Origin of the sequence: Duganella hordei (assembly GCF_040369125.1) — a bacterium.
Classification (GTDB): Bacteria; Pseudomonadota; Gammaproteobacteria; order Burkholderiales; family Burkholderiaceae_D; genus Rugamonas; species Rugamonas hordei.
In genome coordinates this window covers 293142-314116 of the sequence record NZ_BPWI01000007.1, presented here as the reverse complement: position 1 = coordinate 314116, position 20975 = coordinate 293142, and the positions used below count along the sequence as shown (strand labels likewise).

Here is a 20975-nt window from a genome sequence, read left to right as displayed (position 1 = left end):
GGAGATATCCTATCTACGGGTTATTTGGCCAGCAGCTCGACGCCGAGCGGCTCCAGCCGCAACGTGCCCGACCACTGCTTGCCGCCGAGCACGCCCGTCATGGCGCCGTCGATCGCCACGTCGCGGGCCTCGCCGGTGGTGTTGACATACAGCGTGCGGCCGTCGACCGTGCGGGCGTAGACCCCGTCCGGCGTCTTCGGCCCCGGCACGATGCCCAGGCTGGCGTACAACTGGCGGTACAGCGGCCGCATGATCTGCGGCTGGGCCGGCGTGGCGACGTAGATCGCCCTGCCCTTGCCGTAGTTGTTGACGGTGATCGCCGGCGGCGTGCCGTCGACGTTGCTGAAGCGCGCCAGCGCCTGCGCCGTCGACGGTTCGAGCACCTCGTAGTGGCCGATGCTGCCCTTGACCTCCTCGTCGCCGATCTTGACCTGCAGCGTGCCGCCGTTATAGAACTCGTTGGTGCGCAGCCCGAACACGTCGGTCAGACGGCCCGGCAACGGCGTGTCGAACCATTGGTTGTGCTCGTTGACCTTGTCCGACCATGCGGTCATGATCACCGTGCCGCCGTTGCCGACGAACTGGCGGATCGCATCGGCGCTGGCCTGGTCCATCAGGTACAGGCCCGGCACCACGAGCAGGCTGTAGCGGCTCAGGTCTTCATGCGCGATATTGATGACGGCGACGTCGATATTGTCCTTGAACAGCGGTTCGAACGCGTTGTGCGCCTGCGTCAGGTACGGCGTGTTGAGGTAGGGGCGCACGGTGTTGGTGTTGTCCGGCCCGACCGGGTTGGTCGCCTGCATATTGTCGAACGAGTAGGCGAAGGCCACCTTCGGCTGGGTCATGCGCGGGAAGCCCAGCTTTTGCAGCTTGTCGAAATCGGCCGCGATGGTGGCGAACTCGCCCAGCTTCCAGGACGGCCGGTCGTCGTGGTCGAGCAGGCCGAACAACGCCTGCTCCTCGCCGCCCAGGTGGCTGTTGTAGGTCCACGCCAGCACCGCCTGCGATCCCAGCAGCAGGCCGAAATGCGCCCACATGCGCGAGCGGCCCTTGGTGCCGTAGTAGCCCGGACCGCCGGCGGTGAATTCGTTGAACCAGATCGGCGTCGACATGCCGCCCTTCATCATCAGCGCCTCGAAGCCGGAGCCGACCGGCGAGCCGGGATAGAAACCCATCGCGCCGTAGTGGGCGTAGTCGCGGTAGCTCGACAGGTAGTCGAACCCCTTGCGCCCGGCGCTGTCCCACAGGTTGGAGATGGCCGGCTTGTCCGGGGTGTTTTTCCTGCGGATCGCCTCCAGGTCCTTCAGGGTGGCGATGGTGACGTCGGACCAGTAGCGGCGCAGGTCGATCTGCCGCTCGTAGGCGCCGGGGCCGTCGCCGTACGGCAGGCGCACCTCGTCCCAGGCGCCGATGCGGCGCGACCAGCGCTGCGTGGCCCATGCCTGGTTGAGCGCCGCGATGCTGCCGTACTTCTTCTTCAGCCAGCCGATGAAGCGCTTGCGGTCGGCCTCGGAATACGACATGAAGCCGTTGCCGATCTCGTTGTCGAAGCCGATCGCCAGCAGCGCCGGGTGCCTGGCGTAGCGGCTGGTGAGCTTGTCGGCGAAGCGCGCCACCAGGCGCTTGTAGTCCGGGTCGCTGATATTGTCCATGTAGCGCTCGGCCGCATCGAGGTGCGTGCCCTGCTGCGTGACCAGGTCGACGCCGGGGTATTTGTGGTGCAGCCACAGCGGCGCCGGCAGCCCGGCGATGTCGACGATGACGCGGATGCCGGCGGCGTGCATCTGGTCCATGATCCAGTCGAAGGTGGCGAATTCGAACTTGCCTTCGGACGGTTCGAAATAGTCCCACGACAGGTCGCCCATGCGCACCACCTTGAAGCCGGACTGCCGCATCAACGCGATGTCGCGCGCGATCTGCGCGCGGCTGCGGTCGACCGGCTGGTAGCAGGTGCCGACGAACAGCTGGCCGGCGCCGGGCCAGTCCGGATGGCCCGGCGCGCCCTGCGCCCAGGAAGGGGCGGCGCCGGGGCCGAGGGCGGCCAGCGCCAGCGTGCAGGCGGCGGCCAGGTGTTTGAAGCGCTGCGTCATTTTCCATCCTCCTTGGTCAAGGTCACCAGCGCGATGTCGTTGCTGCGCATCGGCACGGTGAGGGCGAAAGCGCCGTCCTTGCCGATCCGGACCACGCGGTCGGTCTCCGGCGCATCCTTGGTCAGCGCGTGCAGCTGGTCGACCTGGGCCGGCGTCAGCGTCTTCGGCGCGCCCATCTCGATATAGGCCGAGTACGCGTCGTTGGCGCGGAAGCCGCTGCGGCGCACCTGCAGCCGGTACTTGCCCGGCTTGACATGGCTGACCCGCATCGCGACCGGCGCCGACGGCGACGACGGCACGACGCGGCTGTAGAACGGCCGGTTGCTGACCTTCTGCTCCGGTTGCTGGAAGTCCCACACCAGCGCGGCCACCGTGTTGCCGTCCGACGTAGCCATCACCTGCGCGTCCTGCACGGGAATCTCGTTGCCGCGCAAGGCATGCAGGTATTTGTAGGCGAAGTAGGCCGGCTTGCGTACGCCCTGCGGATTCATCAGGCCGAAGCCGCCTTCGAACGGCTTGGACGGCGGGCCCGGTTCTTCGAACAGGTCGGTGTAAGTCCAGTAGCTCATGCCCTGCACCAGGCCCTTGGTCCCCTTCAGCTTGCTGAGGATGTACGGCGAGCTGATATAGGAATCGTGCACCAGGTCGCGCGGCGTGTAGCTGGTGCTCCACTCGGTGAAATACATCGGCAGCGTCGGAAACTTCGAGGCGGCTATCTGCTCGCGCACGCGCCGCACGTCGCCGATGATGGCGTCCGGCGACGGCGACAGCTTGGTGTCGCCCTCGCCCTTTTCATCGAGGAAGCCGCCGTCGACGCCGTAGGTGTGGGTGGTGACGAAATCGACCGCGGCGCCGCTGCGCGCCACATGGTCGAGGAATTCCGGCACCCAGGCGGCGCCGGCGGTCGACGGTCCGCCCACGCGCAGCGCCGGGTCGATCGCCTTGATCGTGTTGGCGGTCAGGTCGTACAGCTCGAAATAGGCTTTCTGGTCGGCGCGCTCCCAGAAGCCGTCCAGGTTGGGCTCGTTCCACACCTCGAAGAACCAGCTGCGCACCTCGGCCTGGCCATAGCGCACCTCGATGTGCTGCACGAACGCCGCGATCAAGTCCTTCCAGGCATCCGGCTTCGGATGCGAGGTGTTGCCTTGCCAATAGAAGATCTGGTTGTCCGAGGTCGCCATGGCCTTGGGCGTGAAGCCCAGCTCGACGAAGGGTTTGATGTTGCGCGCCAGCATACGGTCGTACAACTGGTCGATCTTGGTCCAGTCGTAGACGGTCTTGCCGTTCTCGACGCGCACGGTGCCCAGCACGTCGTGGAAGATGGCGTGGAAGCGCAGATAGCGGAAGCCCAGCTCGTCGACCGTGGTCCGCAGTTGCGCCATGCTGTCGTCGCGCAGCAGCGTGCCCGGATAGTCCGAGCCGACCGACAGGTCGAAGAAACGATCGAGCGGCTTGAGCGCCTGGGCGGCATCGACGAGGATGCGGCGCGGCGCCGGGTGACCGGCGTCCGCCACCGGCGCGGCCGACAGCGGAAGGCAGATCGAGGCAAGTGCTGCCAGACAGGTACGACGGAAATGCTGCATTGAGTTGCTCTCCTTGTTCATTTTTGCTGATTATTGGCGGGATGCTAGCATCCGCGCTGCGCGGCCGACATAGCGAAAGGGGAGCGTTGCGTTATATTGTGAGTCGTTTAGTGATTTTCGTTACGCCGATCGCCTCCCTGCTGACGGTTCCGCCAACCGGGTGAATTCTGCGGGCTGGCGCCAGGGACGGCAATTACAAAAAATACCGGCAACGCGTACGTTTTCTCGCAAACATCCCAGCCGCCCGGCTGGCAGAAAATCAGCAGTGATCGCATTCGGCAATTTCATTCACGCCTTGACGTTTTTTACAATTGCCGTCCTATAGTGTGGCGTGCAGGATGACGTCAAGGCTGAGGCGGTCCGTCGCCATGCAGCCTCCAACAACAACGGAGACCTGGCTCATGAAACGATCTTTTTGTTCACTCGCGTCCGTCGCGCTGCTGGCGGCGGGTGTGTCCGCCTGCAGCGGCGGCTCGACCACCTCGTCAAGCGTGGAGCCCACCGCCCTGCTGGCCAGTGTCGACACCGCGGCGCGCGGCGCCATGCGCAACCTGACCAGCACGGAACTGTCGAAACTGATGTCGCCCGGCATTAACCTGGGCAACACGCTGGAAGCCATACCCAACGAAACCGCGTGGGGCAATCCGGTGCCGACCCAGTCGCTGATGAACGCCTACAAGTCGGCCGGCTTCAAGACCGTGCGCATCCCGGTGTCGTGGAGCCAATATGCCGACGCCAACAACAATATCAGCGCGACCTGGCTGGCCCACATCCGCCAGGTGGTCGACTACGCCCACAACGCCGGCCTGTACACGATCGTCAACATCCACTGGGACGGCGGCTGGATGAATCACCCCACCTACGACCAGCAGGCGGCGATCAACGCCAAGCTGACCAAGTTCTGGACGCAGATCGCCAACACCTTCAAGGACTACGACGACACCTTGCTGTTTGCCGGCAGCAACGAAGTAGGCCAGGACAACACCTGGGGCCCGCCGACGACCGAATACGCCGCCGTGCAGAACAGCTTCAACCAGACCTTCGTCAACGCGGTGCGCGCGACGGCCGGCAACAACGCCAGGCGCCACCTGGTGGTACAGGGCTACTTCACCAACATCGACAACACCGCCGCATTCAATACGATGCCCCACGATACCGTCGCCAACCGGCTGTTCATGGAGGTGCACTACTACGATCCCTACCATTTCACGCTCGACGGCGGCAGCAATATCTGGCAATGGGGCGCGAACGCGGCCGACCCGTCGGCCGTCGAGGCATGGGCCAACGAGCCGTGGGCCGACGCCGAATTCCAGAAGATGAAGACCACCTTCGGCGACAAGGGTGTGCCGGTGATCCTGGGCGAATACGGCGCGGGCATGAAGAGCAATTATCCCGGCATGGATGCCTACCGCAAGTATTGGGACCAGTACATCACGCAGTCGGCCTTCCAGCACGGCCTGGTGCCGGTCTACTGGGACACGGGTGGTATGATCGACCGCAACACCGGCGCCCAACTCGACCCCGACGTGATCGCCATGATCGTCAAGGCAAGCCGGTAGGAAGAGGCCTGCATGCGCAAAAATATCGTCGTCATGGTCGCGGGCTGGCTGGCCCTGCTGCTCTCCTTGCCTTCGTCTGCCGCCGGCCAGGCCACCTGGATATGGTATCCCGGCGATTTCGAGATCTGGCTGAGCAATCAGATGCAGGTCAAGCGGGTCGAGCGCGACGCGCTGTTCCTGCCGTTCTGGCGCCTGTACAGCCATCAGCCGCAAGTGAACTTCACGCGCCGCGTCGACTTGGCGGCGGCCGAGGAGATTGCGGTAACGGCGGAGGGTCAGTACAGCGTCGCCATCGACGGCGGGTCGGTCCAGGGCGACCAGCGCCTGATCCGGGTGCCGGCAGGCCAGCACGTGATCAACGTTCAAGTGTTCAACCAGGCGGCGCCGCCGGCGATCTATGTGAAGGGTGCGACGGTTCAATCCGATGCCGGCTGGACGGTGGGCCCGACGCCGCAATACCAGCCGCCCAACGGCGTTCCCGTCCACGCGGCGAGCTGGAACTTCGATGGACCGGATCAACGGCCGTCGGACTACCGGCTTGCCACGACGGAGCTGCCGGCGGTGGCGCTGAAGCGCTCCGCGCACGCCACACTGGTCGACTTTGGCCGCGAGACGGTAGGCTTCGTGAAATTGAAAGGACTACGGGGACGCGGCAAAGTCGTCCTGCACTACGGCAAGTCGCTGGACGAGGCGCTTGCCGTCGATACCGGCGAAACTCTCGACAGCTACGCGGTGGACGGCAAAGGCGGCGATTTCGTTGCAGATCGATCGCGGGCACTTCGCTACGTCAACGTGCTGACGGACGAAGGCATCACCGTCGCCGACATCTCCCTGATGTACGAATACCTGCCCCTGCGCCAACGCGGGACGTTTAACAGCTCGGATGCCGAGTTGAACCGGATCTGGGACGTCGCCGTTCGTACGCTGGAATTGAATACCAGGGAATTCTTCGTCGACGGCATCAAACGCGACCGCTGGGTCTGGGCCGGCGACGCGGCGCAGGCCTACCTGATGAACTACTATGCATTCTTCGACCGCGATGCCGTCAAGCGAACCACCTGGGCCTTGCGCGGCGCCGATCCGGTGGACATGCATATCAATACGATCATGGACTACTCGCTGTACTGGTTTATCAGCATCCAGCAGTATTACCAGTACACGGGGGACCAGGCGTTCGTGCAAAGCGTGTATCCGCGCATGGTGTCCTTGATGGAGTTCGTGCTGGGCCGCCGCAACAAGCAAGGCATGCTGGCCGGCTTGCCGGGCGATTGGGTATTTGTCGACTGGGCGCCCATCCCCAAGAATGGGGAACTGGCCGTGATCCAGATCCTGCTGGCGCGCAGCCTGGAAGCGATGGCCGAAAGCGCCGTGCTGGCGCAGGACGCGGAGGGTGCGGAGCGCTATCGCGCGCTGGCGTCCGGGCTGAAGGACAGGATCATGGCCACCTACTGGGACAAGGACAAGCAGCTGTTCATCCATGGCCGCAACGGCGACCAACTGAATCCGCTGGTGACGCGCTACCCGAACATGTTCGCCATGATGTTCGGCTATCTCGATGCGGGGCAACTGGCGTCTGTGAAGAAGAACGTGCTGTTGAACGACAAGGTCCTGAAGATCACCACGCCGTACATGCGCTTCTACGAGCTGGCGGCGCTGGCCGAAAGCGGACAGCAGACCTACGTCACCGGGCAAATCAAGGATTACTGGGGCGGCATGCTGAAGCAAGGCGCCACCTGCTTCTGGGAGCAGTACGATCCGGCCAAGACAGGCACCGAGCAGTACGCGATGTACGGCAAGCCCTTCGGCATGAGCTTGTGCCATGCATGGGGAGCGAGCCCGGTCTACTTGCTGGGCAAATATTACCTCGGTGTGCGCCCCACCCAGCCCGGCTATGCCGCCTACGTCGTCGAGCCGCAATTGGGCGGTCTGAAATGGATCGAGGGGAAAGTACCGACGCCGCAGGGCGACATCGCGGTCTTTGCCGACGAGCGCCAGATCAAGGTGACGGCAGCCGGCGGCAACGGCGTGCTGCGATTCAAGAGCCGCCAGCCCCCACGCAGCGCGGACGGCGAGATCCGCGCAGACGGCGCCGGCGGCTACGAGATGAAGCTGGAAAGCGGAAGAACCTATGTGGTGAATTACGCGGCGCCGGTGGATCCAGTCGCGCGTCCCAAGGATTGATGACCGTGAGGCTCGCAGCCACGTAGGGGAAAACCAGCGCGCTCTCGCCGAAGTTGACATACTGCGGCATCGCGAACAAACTTTGCGGATGCTTACAACCCTCGCAACACTCCCTTTCCGGCCAGGCCCACTGCTCCCATGCTGGCTGGCATGCGGACTGATCTGTGCGGCGCTGGGACTGCCGTCCGTTTGCGCCGCCGAGCAGTTGGCGATCGACTATATTGTCTCCAACACCCGCCAGCGCACCGCGTGGATCAGCGTCATCAATCAGTTTTCCGCAGCCAACCCCGACATCCAGGTCGAACACCATGGCTATCCGCAGGAACAATACAAGCGCGATTTCCTCCCCCGCTTGCGGACCGGACACGCCGACCTGGCATTCTGGTACGCGGGCGAACGCTTGCGGGACGCCGCCAGGAACAAGCTGTTGTCCCCGCTCGACGCCGACCTGATCGCGCTGCTGAAGAAAAAGAAGTTCGCCCCGGCCACCATCGAAGGCACCCGCGTCGACGGCGAGGTCTACGGTTTTCCGATGTATCACTATGTTTGGGGGCTGGTTTATAGCAAATCCTTGTTCAATCGCCTCGGCCTGCGGCCGCCGAAGACCTGGAGCGAGTTCCTGCAGACCTGCGAGCGCCTGAAGGCGGCCGGCGTGGCGCCGCTGGCGCTGGCGGCCAAGGATGGCTGGCCGGCTGCCGGCTGGTTCGACTATCTCGACTTGCGCATCAACGGCATCGACTTCCACCGCAAACTGTTGCGTAGTGAAGTCCCCTTCACCGACGCGCGGGTGCGCCAGGTGTTCGATGTCTGGGGCGACCTGCTGCGCAAAGGTTACTTTCTTGAAGCGACGCTGGATCAGGAAACCGATCGCGTGCTGCCTTACCTGTACCGTGGTCGCGCGGGCATGGTGTTGGCCGGCAGTTTTTTCGCTGCCCGGTTTCCCGCCGCGGTCGCCGCCGATATCGGATTCTTCGCCTTTCCAAGCTACTCTCCGGACATTCCGAACTACGAAGAAGCGCCTCTCGACGTGCTGGTCCAGCCTGCGGTGGGACGCAATCCCCGTGCCCGCAACCGCTTCCTCGCCTTCCTGGCGGACAGCGGCGCCCTGCGCCAGATCGCCGAAGCCGACGAGACCTTGTCGGCGCAGGCGGACCCTTCCGCGCCGCTGCCTTTGCTGGGCGAAGCCAGCAACGCCATACTGGCGGGCGCGGCGGGACTGACCTACTTCTTCGACCGGGATGCCAAGGTGGAGCTGGTCGGGCCGGCCTTCGACGGCCTGCGCCTATTCCTCAAGCCGCCCTACGACACGGACCAGGCGGTCCGCCATATCGAGAAAGCGCGTCAGAAAGCCAGGTCGCCCGACATTGCCGAGTGAGCCGCTCAGCGTACGTCCAGCAGCTCGACCTCGAAGATCAGGTTGGCGTTCGGCGGTATCGGGCCTGCGCCGCCTGCGCCGTAGCCCATGCTGGCCGGCACGATCAGCGTGCGCTTGCCGCCAACCTTCATGCCCTTGACGCCTTCGTCCCAGCCGGGGATGACTTGTCCGGCGCCGAGCTGGAAGCTGAACGGAGCGCGCCCGACCGAGGAATCGAACTGCGCGCCGTGCTGCGCCTGCGCAGTCGGCTCGTACAGCCAGCCGGTGTAGTTGACGACGGCGGTCGCGCCGGCCACCGCTTCCTTGCCGCTGCCGGCCTGGGTATCGATCTTTTGCATGGGCACAGTGTCGGCCGCGGCCGAGGCCGCTTGTGGCGCCTTGGCGCGCTCGCAGCCGGCCACGGCCAATGCCAGGGTGAGGCCGATGGCGCAGGAGGTAAGCAGTTGTTTCATCTTGTTCTTTCGTGTGGAATGCAAAAAGGGCGGTTGATCAAGCCTCGGTGTCGCAGACGCGGTCGCGCCCTGCGGACTTGGCCTGGTAGAGGCGGCGGTCGACCCGGTCCAGGAAGACGTTCGGGTCGTCCTGGGCACCGGGCACGATGGTGCCGACGCCCATGCTGACGGTGACCGTGCGGCCGGCGCCGGAACGGGCGTGCGGGATTTCCTTGTGCGCCAGCAGCTTGCGGCAGCGGTCGGCCACGTTGCGGGCGGCGCCCTCGTCCGTGGCGGGCAGCAGCAGTATGAATTCCTCGCCGCCGAAGCGCGCGCACAGGTCGCGCGAACGGGACGCGCACGTGTCCAACGCCCGGGCCACGCGGCGCAGGCACTCGTCGCCCTGCACATGGCCGTAGTGGTCGTTGTACTGCTTGAAGTAATCGATGTCGATCACCACCAGCGACAGCGGTTCGCCGGTGGCGCGTGCCTTGGCCCATTCGACCGGATAAAGGGTATCGAACATGCGGCGGTTGGCCACGCCGGTCAGGCTGTCGCGGTAGGACAGGACTTCCAGTTCGCGTTGGAGTTGCAGGATCTTGTCTTCGGACTGCTTGCGTTCAGTGATGTCGAACATGAATCCCACCAGCGAATCGACGCTGCCGTCCTCGCGCCGCACCACGTGCACCACGTCGCGGATCCAGACATAGTCGCCATCGCGCGTGAGTGCGCGGTAGTCGGCTTCGTGGTCCACGCCCTTTTGCGATTGCGCCACGCAGAAATCGACCGTCTTCTGGCGGTCTTCCTCGTGGATGCGCTCCACCCAGTCGTTCACGGACAGCCAGCTGGACTGTTTCCAGCCCAGCAGCTCCTCGATCTGCGGACCGATATAGCTGAAACTCATGGTGGCCCAGTCGATCCGCCAGGGGATCGCCCGGGTGGATTCAAGCAGGGTGCGATAAACGCTGGGGTCGCTGTGGGCGGCGGGTGCGGAGTCGAGGTGCGGAGAGGTCATGAATCAGTCGAATAAGCGGAGACGGCGTCATTGTGCACTAGAAACGCAGACGCCGCTGCTTGCTAAGCGCCCCTGGCGAGGGTCGAACTGGTCGCGGCATTCTGCAGCAGCAGCTTCACCGTATCCCGGGCGTTGACCAGGATCGCCTCCGACGCAGCCTGCCCGGACATCACCCCGGCAAGAGACACCGCGCCGACAAGGACGGACACTATGCTCTCGGCCAGCCCGACATAATCCTGGTAGTCCAGCCGCATCAAATACGCGGCAATGAACTTCACGAAGTGTGAGTATCCTTCGAATACCACGGCCTTCAACTGGCCATCCGCATGGCGAAGCTCGCTTGACAGGTTGGAGAGCGGGCAGAGATCGTCGAGTTCCGTACCTTGAAGCTGCTGCAGATACCGGTGAACGATCGCATCGACGGCATCACGGGGCGATTTGCCCGCGACAGCCGCTTCGAAACTTGCCAAAGTATCCGCAAAAGCCAGGGCATTTGCTTCCGCCACCAAATGCTCTTTCGACTCGAAATGCCGGTAGAACCCACCCTGGGTCAGGCCCGCCGCAACCATGAGGTCGGAGATCGCCGTGGCAGCGATGCCTTCGCGCAGAAAAATGCCCTTGGCAGTCGCCACGATCCGCTTCCTTGACTCCGCCGCTTCCACTTTCGATTTACGCATTCCGTTTCTCCTGTGACACATTATTCTCACTAAGATTATACCAACAATCTTAAAAATAGGCTGACACGCCATAAAAAGCAAGAAGGATATTTTTCTTGACTCAATTTAGATGTCGTCTATAATCCAAATAAATTCAACACAGCCTCACTCAATCTGGAGAGCGTCATGGAACGACGTAAATACCTCATCACCGCCGCCACCGGCAAGACCGGTGTGCACACCATCCGATACCTGCTGAGCAAAGGCCGCGCCGTGCGAGCCATGGTGCACAGCGAAGACGAGCGCAGCGAAGCGTTACGGAAAATGGGCGCCGAAATCGTGGTTGGAGACCTGCTGGAACACGACGACGTGCTGCGCGCCGTGGACGGCGTCAACGCGGCCTACCTGTGCTACCCGGTGCGTCCGGGCTTCATCCAGGCGACCGCTTATTTCGCCGACGCCGCCCAACGCGCAGGCCTGGACGTCGTGGTCAGCATGTCGCAGATCTCCGCCCGCGACGATTCCGAAAGCCACGCGGCGCGCGACCACTGGATCGCCGAGCGCGTGCTGGACTGGTCGGGCGTGCCCGCGGTTCACCTGCGCCCCACCCTGTTCTCGGAATGGCTGACCTTCCCGTGGGTGCGCGACCTGCTGGTCGAAGAAGGCAGGATCGCCATGCCGCTGGGCGGCGGCCGTCACGCGCCTGTCGCTGCCGAAGACCAGGCGCGCCTGATCGCGACCATCCTGACCAATCCCGCCGCGCATACCGGCAAAACCTATCCGCTGCATGGCCCCGTTGAATACAGCCAAAAAGAACTGGCGGAAGAACTGAGCCGCATTCTCGACCGCCGCATCGTGTACAGCCCGGGCACCCTCGAAGAATACGAGCGCCACCTGAAGAAATACCACCTGCCCGAATTCCTGATCCAGCACTTCCTGGCGATAGCGGTCGACTACCAGAACGGCATCTTTGCCGGCGTCGACGGCGTCATCGGCGAGATCACCGGCCAGGCGCCACAAACCGTCGAGCAATTCGTCAAAACCAACATCGGAGCCTTCAAACCATGAACACCCCCATCGCCATCCGCGGCATCGTCGGCGCAACGTTGCTGCTGGGCCTTGCGGCCTGCAGCCATCCGGCATCCCAACCCGACTCCCCAGCCAAGGTCGCCTGGTTCACGGCCGCATCCGCGAGCGGGGGCAGCGCCACCTTCACCGGCGTGGTCCATGCGCGTACCGAAAGCAACCTCGGGTTCCGCGTGGCCGGCAAGATAGTCGAACGCCTGGTCGATCCTGGCCAGGCGGTGCGCAAAGGCCAGCCGCTGATGCGCATCGACCCGGTCGACTACGAGCTGGCCGCAGCCGCCGCACACGCCGCCGTCGAAGCCGCGCAAGCGCGCCAGGCGCAAGCCGTCGCCGAGGAAGCCCGCCTGCGCAAGCTGCTGGCCTCCGGCGCCGTCTCGACCCAGGCGTATGAACAGGCCAAGGCCGCCGCCGGCACCGCGATCGCCCAAGCCAACGCCGAAGCCGCCCGCGCCCGCCAGACCGACCACCAGCGCGACTACGCGGTACTGCTGGCCGACATGGACGGCGTGGTCATGGAAGTGCCGGCCGATGTCGGCCAGGTGATAGGCGCCGGCCAGACCGTCGTCAAGCTGGCGCGCGAAGGCGCGCGCGAGGCACTGGTCTACCTGCCGGAAAATGCGCTGCCCCTGGCCAGGCGCCCCGCCTCCGCCGTCCTGTACAGCGAACCGGACCAGTCCTCCCCCGCCACGCTGCGCGAACTGGCTTCGGTGGCCGATCCGCAAACCCGCACCTACCTGGCCCGCTATACGCTGGGCGGCGAAGCCGGCCGCGCGCCGCTGGGCGCCACCGTGACAGTGCAAATGGACGGAGGCGCAACGCCGCAAATCAGCGTGCCGGTCAGCGCCCTGGTGGATCAAGGCAAGGGCACGGGAGTGTGGGTGATCGACAGCAAGAGCTCGACCGTCAGCCTGCGTGCTGTCAAGGTCGCGCGCCTGGGTGAAGAACAGGCGCTGTTGTCGCAAGGCCTGGCGCCGGGCGAACGCGCAGTCGCCTTCGGCGGCCATCTGCTCAAAGCCGGCCAGAAGGTCTCCCCGCTGCCGGCCCAAAGCGGGAGCGGATCATGAGCGGCTTCAATCTCTCCGCCTTTGGCGTCCGCGAACGCGCCATCACCCTGTTCCTGATCATCGCCATCGTGGCGGCCGGCGCTTTCGCCTTCCTGCGCCTGGGCCGCGCGGAAGATCCGACCTACGTGGTGAAGGTGATGACGATCACCGCCGCCTGGCCCGGCGCCACGGCCGAGGAAATGCAGCGCCAGGTGGCCGACCGCCTGGAGAAGCGCCTGCAGGAACTCGATAGCTACGACCGCGTGGAATCCACCTCGCGCCCCGGCATCGTCATCATGAAGCTGTACCTGAAAGACGATACCGAGGCCAAGGCGGTCGAGGACAGCTTCTACCAGGTGCGCAAGAAGCTGGGCGACGAAGCCCTCAACCTGCCGCGCGGCGTCGTCGGCCCCATCGTCAACGATGAATATTCCGACGTGTACTTCGCGCTGTTCTCCCTGACCGGCAAGCAGCTGCCGCACCGCCAGCTGGTGCAGCAGTCGGAAGAAATCCGCCAGCGCCTGCTGCGCGTGCCCGGCGTGCAGAAGGTCAACATCCTGGGCGAGCAGCAGCAAAAAATCTACGTTGAAATCTCGCATCAGCGCCTGGCCACGCTGGGCATCAAGGCGCAGGCAGTCATCGACGCGCTGGGCAAGCAAAACGACGTGGCCTCCGCCGGCTTCGTCGACACCAAAGGCCCGCGCGTCCAGCTGCGCCTGGACGGCGCCATCAACAGCGTCGACGCCATCAGGGACATTCCGATTGCCGCGGGCGAGCGCACGCTGAAGCTGGGCGATATCGCCGACGTCAAGCGCGGCTACGAAGACCCGGCCAGCTTCGTCATCCGCAACCAGGGCGAGGCCTCGCTCGACCTGGCGGTGGTGATGAAGAAGCGCTACAACGGCCTGGAGCTGGGCAAGGCGCTGGTCGCGGAACAGAAGTCCATCGCCGCCTCGCTGCCGACCGGCATCGAGTTCAAGCTGGTGGCGGACCAGTCCCGCGCCATCACCGATGCCATCGACGAATTCATGATCAAGTTCGTGGTCGCGCTGGCGGTGGTGATCGTGGTGAGCCTGGTGACGCTGGGCTTCCGCGTCGGCATCGTGGTGGCCGCCGCCGTGCCGCTGACGTTGGGCGCGGTGTTCGTCATCATGATGATGACCGGCCGCGACTTCGACCGCATCACGCTGGGCGCATTGATCCTCTCGCTGGGCCTGCTGGTGGACGACGCCATCATCGCCATCGAGATGATGGTGGTGAAAATGGAAGAAGGCCTGGACCGCATCGCCGCCGCCACGCACGCCTGGAGCTCGACCGCTGCACCGATGCTGTCCGGCACCCTGTTGACCATCATCGGTTTCCTGCCGGTGGGCTTTGCCCGTTCGACCGCCGGCGAGTATGCGGGCAACATCTTCTGGGTGGTGGCGTTTTCGCTGTTGACCTCGTGGGTGGTCGCCGTGTACTTCATCCCTTACATGGGCGTCAAGCTGTTGCCCGATATTCCAGCCAAGGGCGGTGGCCACGACGCCATCTACAACACCCCGAACTACCAGCGCATGCGCTCCCTGGTGCGCTGGTGCGTGGACCACAAATGGCTGACCGCCGGCGTGACGGCGGCGCTATTCCTGCTGGCGGGCGTGGGCATGGGCGCGGTGCAGAAGCAGTTCTTCCCGGATTCCGAACGTCCGGAACTGACCATCGAAGTCAATCTGCCGCCTGGCAGCGCCTTCGGCGCAACCGATGCGGTCGTGCACGACATCGAAGAGGCATTGAAGAAGGAACCGGAGGTCAAGATCGTGTCGAGCTATGTCGGCCAGGGTACGCCGCGCTTCTTCCTGGGGATCAATCCCGAGCTGCCCAACCCGGCCTACGCACAAATGATCGTGCTGACTGAAAATGCGCATGACCGCAATGCGCTCAAGGTGAAAGTGCAAAAGATGATCGCGGACGGCCGCTTCCCGCAAGCCCGTGTGCGGGCGGCCCAGTTCGTGTTCGGCCCTCCCGTGACCTATCCAGTGCTGTTCCGCGTCGCCGGTCCGGACCTCGGCCAGGTGCGCACCATCGCTGAACAAGTCCGTGCCATCATGGAGAAAAACCCGGACACGCGCGGCGCGCACCTGGACTGGGGCAATCTCACCCCGACCGAGCACCTGGTGCTGGATCAGGAGCGCCTGCGCCAGGTCGGCCTGAATCCGCGCGATGCCGCGACGCAGTTGCAGGCCCTGCTGAACGGCCTTCCTTCGACCCAGATCCGCGAAGGCCTGCGTTCGGTGGAAGTGCTGATCCGCAGCCCGCGCAATGAAGGCAAGGGCTTGAAGGACATCGCCAACCTGACGCTGACCACCGCCGGCGGCGCCGCCATTCCGCTGTCGCAGGTGGCCCGCATCGAAACGCGCATGGAGGACGCCGTCCTGAAGCGCTACAACCGCGAGCCGTTCATCGCGGTCCAGGCCGACGTGCGTGACGGCAGCCAGCCGCCCGACGTCACCAACGCCATCCTGCCGCAGCTGGCCAGCCTGAAAGCGAGCCTGCCGGCCGGCTACCACATCGACACCGGCGGCTCGGTGGAAGAAAGCGCCAAGGCCGATGCCGCGCTGGCCAAGCTGTTCCCGCTGATGATCATCCTGATGCTGCTGGTGATCATGCTGCAGGTGCGCTCCTTCGCCACCATGTGGATGGTGTTCGCCACCGCTCCGCTGGGCCTGGTGGGCGCCGTGCCGACGCTGCTGCTGTTCGACAAACCGTTCGGCTTCAACGCGATTCTCGGCCTGATCGGCCTGGCCGGCATCCTGATGCGCAACACGCTGATCCTGGTCGACCAGATCCAGCACGACATCGCCCACGGCGCCAGCAAGTACGAGGCCGTGGTGGAGTCGACGGTACGCCGTGCGCGTCCCGTGATACTGACCGCGGTGGCGGCCATGCTGGCCTTCATCCCGCTGACCCATTCGAGCTTCTGGGGCCCCCTGGCCTATGTGCTGATCGGCGGCGTCGGCGTCGGCACCGTGCTGACCCTGCTGTTCCTGCCGGCCCTGTATTCGCTGTGGTTCAAAGTCAGCAAACATCAACAAGCGCCTGAGGTGCACACCGAGGTCCTTCACCTCGTTGAAAGGGAAATAGCATGAAAACCGTCCATCCACTGAAAACCGTACCCGTCATCCTGGCCGGCCTGATCCTGTCGGCCTGCTCGCTGGCGCCGGTCTACGAACGCCCCGCGCTACCGGTCGCCGGCAGCTGGCCAACGCCGGCGGATGCCGGCGGCCAGGCGGCCCACGACATTCCCTGGCAGGACTTCTTCCAGGACCCGCAACTCAAGCAGGTGATCGCCATCGCGCTGGACCACAACCGCGACCTGCGCGTGGCGACGCTGAACATCGAACGGGCCCGCGCGCTGTACCAGATCCAGTCGGCCGACCGGCTGCCGGCCGTCAATGCCGGCCTGTCCGGCGCCCGCCAGCGCGTCCCCGACCAGGTGGCGCCCGGCGGCAAGGGTGGCACCGCCAGCGTTTACACGGCCGGCCTGGGCGTGACCGCATTCGAACTGGATCTGTTCGGCAGCGTCCGCAATATGAGCCAGGCGGCGCTGGAGCGCTATGCCGCCACCGAACAGGCCCAGCGCGCTGCACAGATCAGTCTGGTGGCGGAAGTCGCCTCCGTCTACGAGGCGGTGCTGGCCGACGAGCGCTTGCTGGCCCTGAACCGGCAAACGCTGTCCAGCCGCACCGAATCGCACCAGCGCCAGATTCAGTTGCGCGAGCAAGGCGCCAGCTCCGAATACGACCTGCGCCAGTCGGAATCGCTGCTGCAGGCGGCCAGGGTCGCGCTGGCCCAGGCCACGCGGCAGCGGGCACTGGACGAGAACGCGCTGGCGGTGCTGGCCGGCCGCAGCGTGCCGCCGGCGCTGCTGCCGGCCCATGGCGCCAGCTGGGACAGCAACGTCATGGCCGAGCTGCCAGCCGGGCTGCCGTCCGAACTGCTGACGGCGCGCCCCGACATCCGCGGCCAGGAAGCATTGCTGCGCGCATCCAACGCCAACATAGGCGTGGCGCGCGCCGCCTTCTTCCCGCGCATCACGCTGACCGGCGCCTTCGGTTCCTCCAGCAGCGAGCTGTCCGGCCTGTTCGACTCCGGCAGCCGTTCATGGAGCTTCCTGCCGCAGATCACGCTGCCCATCTTCGACGGCGGCCGCAACCGGGCCAGGCTGAACGTGGCCAAGACCGACAAGGACATCGCCATCGCCCAGTATGACAAGACCATCCAGGTCGCCTTCCGCGAAGTGGCGGACGCGCTGGCCGGACGCGCCACCCTGGGCGACGAACTGCGCGCGGTCAAGGCGCAGGAAAATGCCGAGCAAGTCCGCTACGACCTGGCCAGGCTGCGCTACGAAGGCGGGGAAGCCAGTTACCTGGAATACCTGGACGCGCAGCGTTCACTGTTCAGCGCACAGCAACAGACCATCCGTACCAGTTTGGCCGAATTGCAAAACCGGATAGGCCTGTACAAGGCACTGGGAGGCGGCTGGACCAACGGCCCCGCCAAGGGTTGACGATGTGAGCGCGGTACTGGCAGCCAAATGGCCAACGTCATTGATGAAAACGGCACACCATCGCACCGAAACTATTGCTTCGGCACCTAGCCCATATTTCCAAACATAATTCTGAAAGGCTACGCCGATAATCTTCTCCGTTCGCCCACCGCATCTAACCTGGAGAAGCAGCGTGAGTATTTTCAGAACCAAGAATCTCGACGACATGATCGCGGCCAGCCGCAAACCGGGCGGCCTGGCCAAAGTGCTGGGGCCGTTCGACCTGCTGCTGATGGGCATAGGCGCCATTGTCGGCACCGGCATTTTCGTGCTGACCGGCACTGGCGCCGTCACCGCCGGACCGGCGTTGGCGCTGTCGTTCGTGGTGGCCGCCATCGCCTGCTGCTTCGCCGCGCTGTGCTACGCGGAATTCGCCTCCGCCGTGCCGGTCGCGGGCTCGATCTACACCTACACCTACGCCACGCTGGGCGAACTGGCCGCCTGGATGATAGGCTGGGACCTGCTGCTCGAATACGGCCTGGCCACGTCGGCGGTATCGGTTGGCTGGTCCGGCTACTTCCAGTCGCTGATCGCCGGCTTCGGCATCCATCTTCCGCTCGCCCTGACGGCCGCCCCCGGCGCGCTGCCCGGCGTCACCACGTGGATCAACCTGCCGGCGCTGTGCATCATGCTGGTGCTGAGTGCGATGCTGAGCTGGGGCGTGCGCGAGTCGGCCCGCCTGAACAACGTCATGGTGGCGATCAAGGTCGGCGTGGTGCTGCTGTTTATCGCCGTCGGCGCGCGCCACGTGCAGCCGGCCAACTGGCGTCCGTTCATGCCGTTTGGCTACAACGGCATGCTGAGCGCCTCCGCGCTGGTGTTCTTCGCCTTCATCGGCTTCGATGCAGTGACCTCGGCCGCCGAGGAGGTCAAACGCCCCGAGCGCGATCTGCCGATCGGCATCATCGGCTCGCTGGCCGTGTGCACGCTGCTGTATGTCGTGGTGTCGGCCATCATGACCGGCATCGTGCCTTACCAGCGCTTCCTCGGCGTCGACCATCCGGTCTCGCTGGCGCTCAAATACGCGGGCGAAAACTGGGTGGCCGGCTTCGTCGACCTGGGCGCGATCCTGGGCATGACCACCGTGATCCTGGTGATGGCCTACGGCCAGACCCGTGTCATCTTCGCCATGTCGCGCGACGGCCTGCTGCCGAAGCGCCTGTCGAAGGTGCATCCGCGCTTCCACACGCCGTTCTTCGCCACCTGGCTGGTGGGCATCGTGTTCGGCCTGATCGCCGCCGTGGTGCCGCTGCACGTACTGGCCGAGTTGATCAACATCGGCACCCTGGCCGCGTTCTGCCTGGTCTCGGTGGCGGTGGTCATCCTGCGCAAGAAGCGCCCGGACCTGCACCGCGCCTTCCGCTGTCCCGGCGTGCCGGTGATTCCGGCATTGGCCGTGCTGTTTTGCGTGACGCTGATGACGTATCTGAGCGCGCTGGCCTGGATCGCCTTCCTGGTCTGGCTGTCCGCCGGGCTGATGGTCTATTTCGGCTATGCGCGCAGGAATTCGGTGCTGCAGGCCTCCGGCGCGAAGGCCTGGCGCGGCGACGCCGCGGTCACTGGAACGCCGTGAACGCGTCCGCGGCCGGTGCCGCGATCGGGTTCAGGCGGCGTTTGCGCGGCATGGGCAGCGGCTGCCAGCGGGCGGCCGACGTCAGGCCGATCTGGCTGAGCGTGAATTGCCGCAGGTGCGCCAGCAATGCGACGTTGATGTTCAGCGTGGCCTGGCTGATGAACAGGTCGGCCGAACGGCAAAACAGGTCCGTCTCGGCCGTCGCGCGCGGATCCCGCAGCTGGACCAGCGGTCCGGCCAGCGCGATGAATACCGTCTCCAGCGTCACCATCGCGGGATCGCAGCGCAGCGTCCAGCCGCCCCGCTGCCCCGCCGGCATGTGCTGCGCGATCTCGGCCTGGAATTCATTGCCGATCAAGCCGGCGCCGCGCAGCGCCTCGCAGGTCGCGGCGGCCGCGCGCTCGGCCAGCCCGGTATCGCGCACCAGCTGCTCCAGGCTGGCCGGGCGCGGCGCGCGCCGGATCAGGTAGGCCAGCACCCTGGTTGCCGCCTGGACCCGGCGGTGCAGGCGCGCGTCGCCCAGCAGATAGCGGTTCAGCATGGCCGGCCTCCTGCGCCGCCGCGCCGCAGCACCTCGGCCAGGGCGGCGGCCACGTATTCCAGGTTGGCCGGCGTCAGCGCCGCCATGCACAGGCGGCCGCTCCCCACCAGATAGACGCCATGGGCATCGCGCAGCGCCGCCACCTGCGACAGCGACAATCCCGTATAGCCGAACATGCCGCGCTGGCCAAGCAGGTAATCAAAGTCGTGGCCCGGCGCTTGCGCGGCCAGCCGCGTGCACAGGCCGGCGCGCATGGCGGCGATGCGCAGCCGCATGGCTTCCAGTTCGGCCGCCCATTCGGCGCGCAGCGGCGCGCTGCCCAGCACCGCCGCCACCACCGCGGCGCCATGTCCCGGCGGACTGGAATAGCTGCGGCGCACGGCGGCCTTCAACTGGCCCAGCACCGTGTCGGCCTGGCTTGCGTCCGGACAGACCACGCTCAGCGACCCGACCCGTTCCCCATACAGCGAAAAATTCTTCGAGCAGGAGCTGGCGACGAAGAACGTCATCCCTTGCTCGGCGAAATGGCGCAGCGCGTAGCTGTCGTCCTCCAGGCCGGCGCCGAAGCCCTGGTAGGCGATGTCGAAAAAGGGAACCAGCTTGCGCTTGCGCAGCGCGGCCGCCAGCTGCCGCCATTGCTCGTGACTGAGGTCGGCGCCAGTCGGATTGTGGCAGCAGGCGTGCAGCAGCATCACGTCGCCTTCCTGCATCGTTTCGCATGCCGCCAGCATGGCGGCAAAATCGACATCGCGCTGCTCGCGCCGGTAATAGCGATAGCTGCCGATGCCGCAGCCGGCGCCGGCAAAGATGGCGCGGTGGTTGTCCCAGCTCGGGTCGCTGACCCAGACCCTGGCCTGGCCGAAAAACTGCTGCAGGAAATCGGCGCCCAGCCGGAGCGCACCGGAGCCGCCCAATGTCTGCACGGTGGCGATGCGCCCGCCGGTCACCGCCTCATGCCCGGCGCCGAACAGCAATTGCTGGATCAGCCGGCGGTACGCCGGCGCGCCTTCCATCGGCAGGTAGGGTCGCGCCGGGGAGCGTGCCAGCAGCGTTGCCTCGGCCCTGGCGACGGCACTCATCACAGGCAGCACGCCGCTGCCGTCGGTGTAGACGCCGATGCCAAGATTGACCTTGGCGCTGCGCTGATCGCGGTGGAAATCTTCGTTCAGGGTCAGGACCGGATCGCCGGGATAGCCTTCGATATGCTGGAACATCGGATTCTCCTTTGACAGTGTGTGCGGCCCAGTCTATCGC

General features: G+C 65.3%; 15 protein-coding genes. 8 read left to right on the top strand and 7 right to left on the bottom strand.

The window, feature by feature from the left end; genetic code table 11:
* Positions 1–20: 20 nt before the first annotated feature.
* Together ABWW33_RS18615 and ABWW33_RS18610 are read right to left on the bottom strand one after the other, a co-directional pair.
* A complete protein-coding gene (locus ABWW33_RS18615; protein ID WP_353403187.1) occupies positions 21–2093 on the bottom strand; it encodes a beta-galactosidase in 2073 nt (690 codons plus the stop codon).
* A complete protein-coding gene (locus ABWW33_RS18610; RefSeq protein WP_353403186.1) occupies positions 2090–3676 on the bottom strand; it encodes a GH39 family glycosyl hydrolase in 1587 nt (528 codons plus the stop codon). The genes ABWW33_RS18615 and ABWW33_RS18610 overlap by 4 nt, the downstream gene beginning before the upstream one ends.
* A gap of 401 nt (positions 3677–4077) precedes the next feature.
* Here ABWW33_RS18610 and ABWW33_RS18605 point away from each other — a divergent pair, with 401 nt between their 5' ends.
* The 3 genes from ABWW33_RS18605 (at position 4078) to ABWW33_RS18595 (ending at position 8791) form a co-directional block, all read left to right on the top strand.
* Positions 4078–5235, top strand: a complete 1158-nt coding sequence (locus ABWW33_RS18605) for a glycoside hydrolase family 5 protein (protein WP_353403185.1) — start codon at positions 4078–4080, stop codon at positions 5233–5235.
* Between the two features lie 12 nt (positions 5236–5247).
* Entirely contained in the window at positions 5248–7416 is a 2169-nt protein-coding gene (locus tag ABWW33_RS18600) for an alpha-L-rhamnosidase-related protein (RefSeq protein WP_353403184.1), read from the top strand.
* Between the two features lie 205 nt (positions 7417–7621).
* Positions 7622–8791 carry an ABC transporter substrate-binding protein gene (locus ABWW33_RS18595; RefSeq protein ID WP_353403183.1) on the top strand — a complete coding sequence of 390 codons (1170 nt, stop codon included), beginning with the start codon at positions 7622–7624 and terminating at the stop codon, positions 8789–8791.
* Positions 8792–8796: 5 nt separating this feature from the next.
* Here the strand turns inward: ABWW33_RS18595 and ABWW33_RS18590 are convergent, their stop codons facing one another.
* The 3 genes from ABWW33_RS18590 to ABWW33_RS18580 all read right to left on the bottom strand — a co-directional run bounded on the left by ABWW33_RS18590 (position 8797) and on the right by ABWW33_RS18580 (position 10914).
* Positions 8797–9243: an FKBP-type peptidyl-prolyl cis-trans isomerase gene (locus ABWW33_RS18590; RefSeq protein WP_353403182.1), complete on the bottom strand. Its 447-nt coding sequence runs from the start codon at positions 9241–9243 to the stop codon at positions 8797–8799.
* Between the two features lie 37 nt (positions 9244–9280).
* Positions 9281–10237 (bottom strand): GGDEF domain-containing protein, encoded by a 957-nt coding sequence (locus ABWW33_RS18585; protein WP_353403181.1) that lies wholly within the window; start codon positions 10235–10237, stop codon positions 9281–9283.
* Positions 10238–10299: 62 nt separating this feature from the next.
* Positions 10300–10914 (bottom strand): TetR/AcrR family transcriptional regulator, encoded by a 615-nt coding sequence (locus ABWW33_RS18580; RefSeq protein WP_176651558.1) that lies wholly within the window; start codon positions 10912–10914, stop codon positions 10300–10302.
* A gap of 165 nt (positions 10915–11079) precedes the next feature.
* Here ABWW33_RS18580 and ABWW33_RS18575 point away from each other — a divergent pair, with 165 nt between their 5' ends.
* The 5 genes from ABWW33_RS18575 to bcaP all read left to right on the top strand — a co-directional run bounded on the left by ABWW33_RS18575 (position 11080) and on the right by bcaP (position 19180).
* The gene (locus ABWW33_RS18575; protein ID WP_176651559.1) at positions 11080–11961 is read left to right on the top strand and encodes an NAD(P)H-binding protein; all 882 of its coding nucleotides are present in this window, start codon (positions 11080–11082) and stop codon (positions 11959–11961) included.
* Positions 11958–13043, top strand: coding sequence for an efflux RND transporter periplasmic adaptor subunit (locus ABWW33_RS18570; protein WP_218087775.1), 1086 nt, complete (start codon positions 11958–11960; stop codon positions 13041–13043). The genes ABWW33_RS18575 and ABWW33_RS18570 overlap by 4 nt, the downstream gene beginning before the upstream one ends.
* Positions 13040–16147 carry an efflux RND transporter permease subunit gene (locus ABWW33_RS18565; RefSeq protein ID WP_353403180.1) on the top strand — a complete coding sequence of 1036 codons (3108 nt, stop codon included), beginning with the start codon at positions 13040–13042 and terminating at the stop codon, positions 16145–16147. The genes ABWW33_RS18570 and ABWW33_RS18565 overlap by 4 nt, the downstream gene beginning before the upstream one ends.
* Entirely contained in the window at positions 16144–17568 is a 1425-nt protein-coding gene (locus tag ABWW33_RS18560) for an efflux transporter outer membrane subunit (RefSeq protein ID WP_353403179.1), read from the top strand. The genes ABWW33_RS18565 and ABWW33_RS18560 overlap by 4 nt, the downstream gene beginning before the upstream one ends.
* A gap of 172 nt (positions 17569–17740) precedes the next feature.
* Positions 17741–19180: a branched-chain amino acid transporter BcaP gene (gene bcaP / locus ABWW33_RS18555; protein ID WP_353403178.1), complete on the top strand. Its 1440-nt coding sequence runs from the start codon at positions 17741–17743 to the stop codon at positions 19178–19180.
* Here the strand turns inward: bcaP and ABWW33_RS18550 are convergent.
* Both ABWW33_RS18550 and ABWW33_RS18545 read right to left on the bottom strand, forming a co-directional pair.
* Positions 19164–19721 carry an Rrf2 family transcriptional regulator gene (locus ABWW33_RS18550; protein ID WP_353403177.1) on the bottom strand — a complete coding sequence of 186 codons (558 nt, stop codon included), beginning with the start codon at positions 19719–19721 and terminating at the stop codon, positions 19164–19166. The two genes, bcaP and ABWW33_RS18550, sit on opposite strands and share 17 nt — an antisense overlap.
* Complete coding sequence (locus ABWW33_RS18545; protein WP_353403176.1) at positions 19715–20935, bottom strand: amino acid aminotransferase; 1221 nt, start codon at positions 20933–20935, stop codon at positions 19715–19717. The genes ABWW33_RS18550 and ABWW33_RS18545 overlap by 7 nt, the downstream gene beginning before the upstream one ends.
* Positions 20936–20975 lie beyond the last annotated feature (40 nt).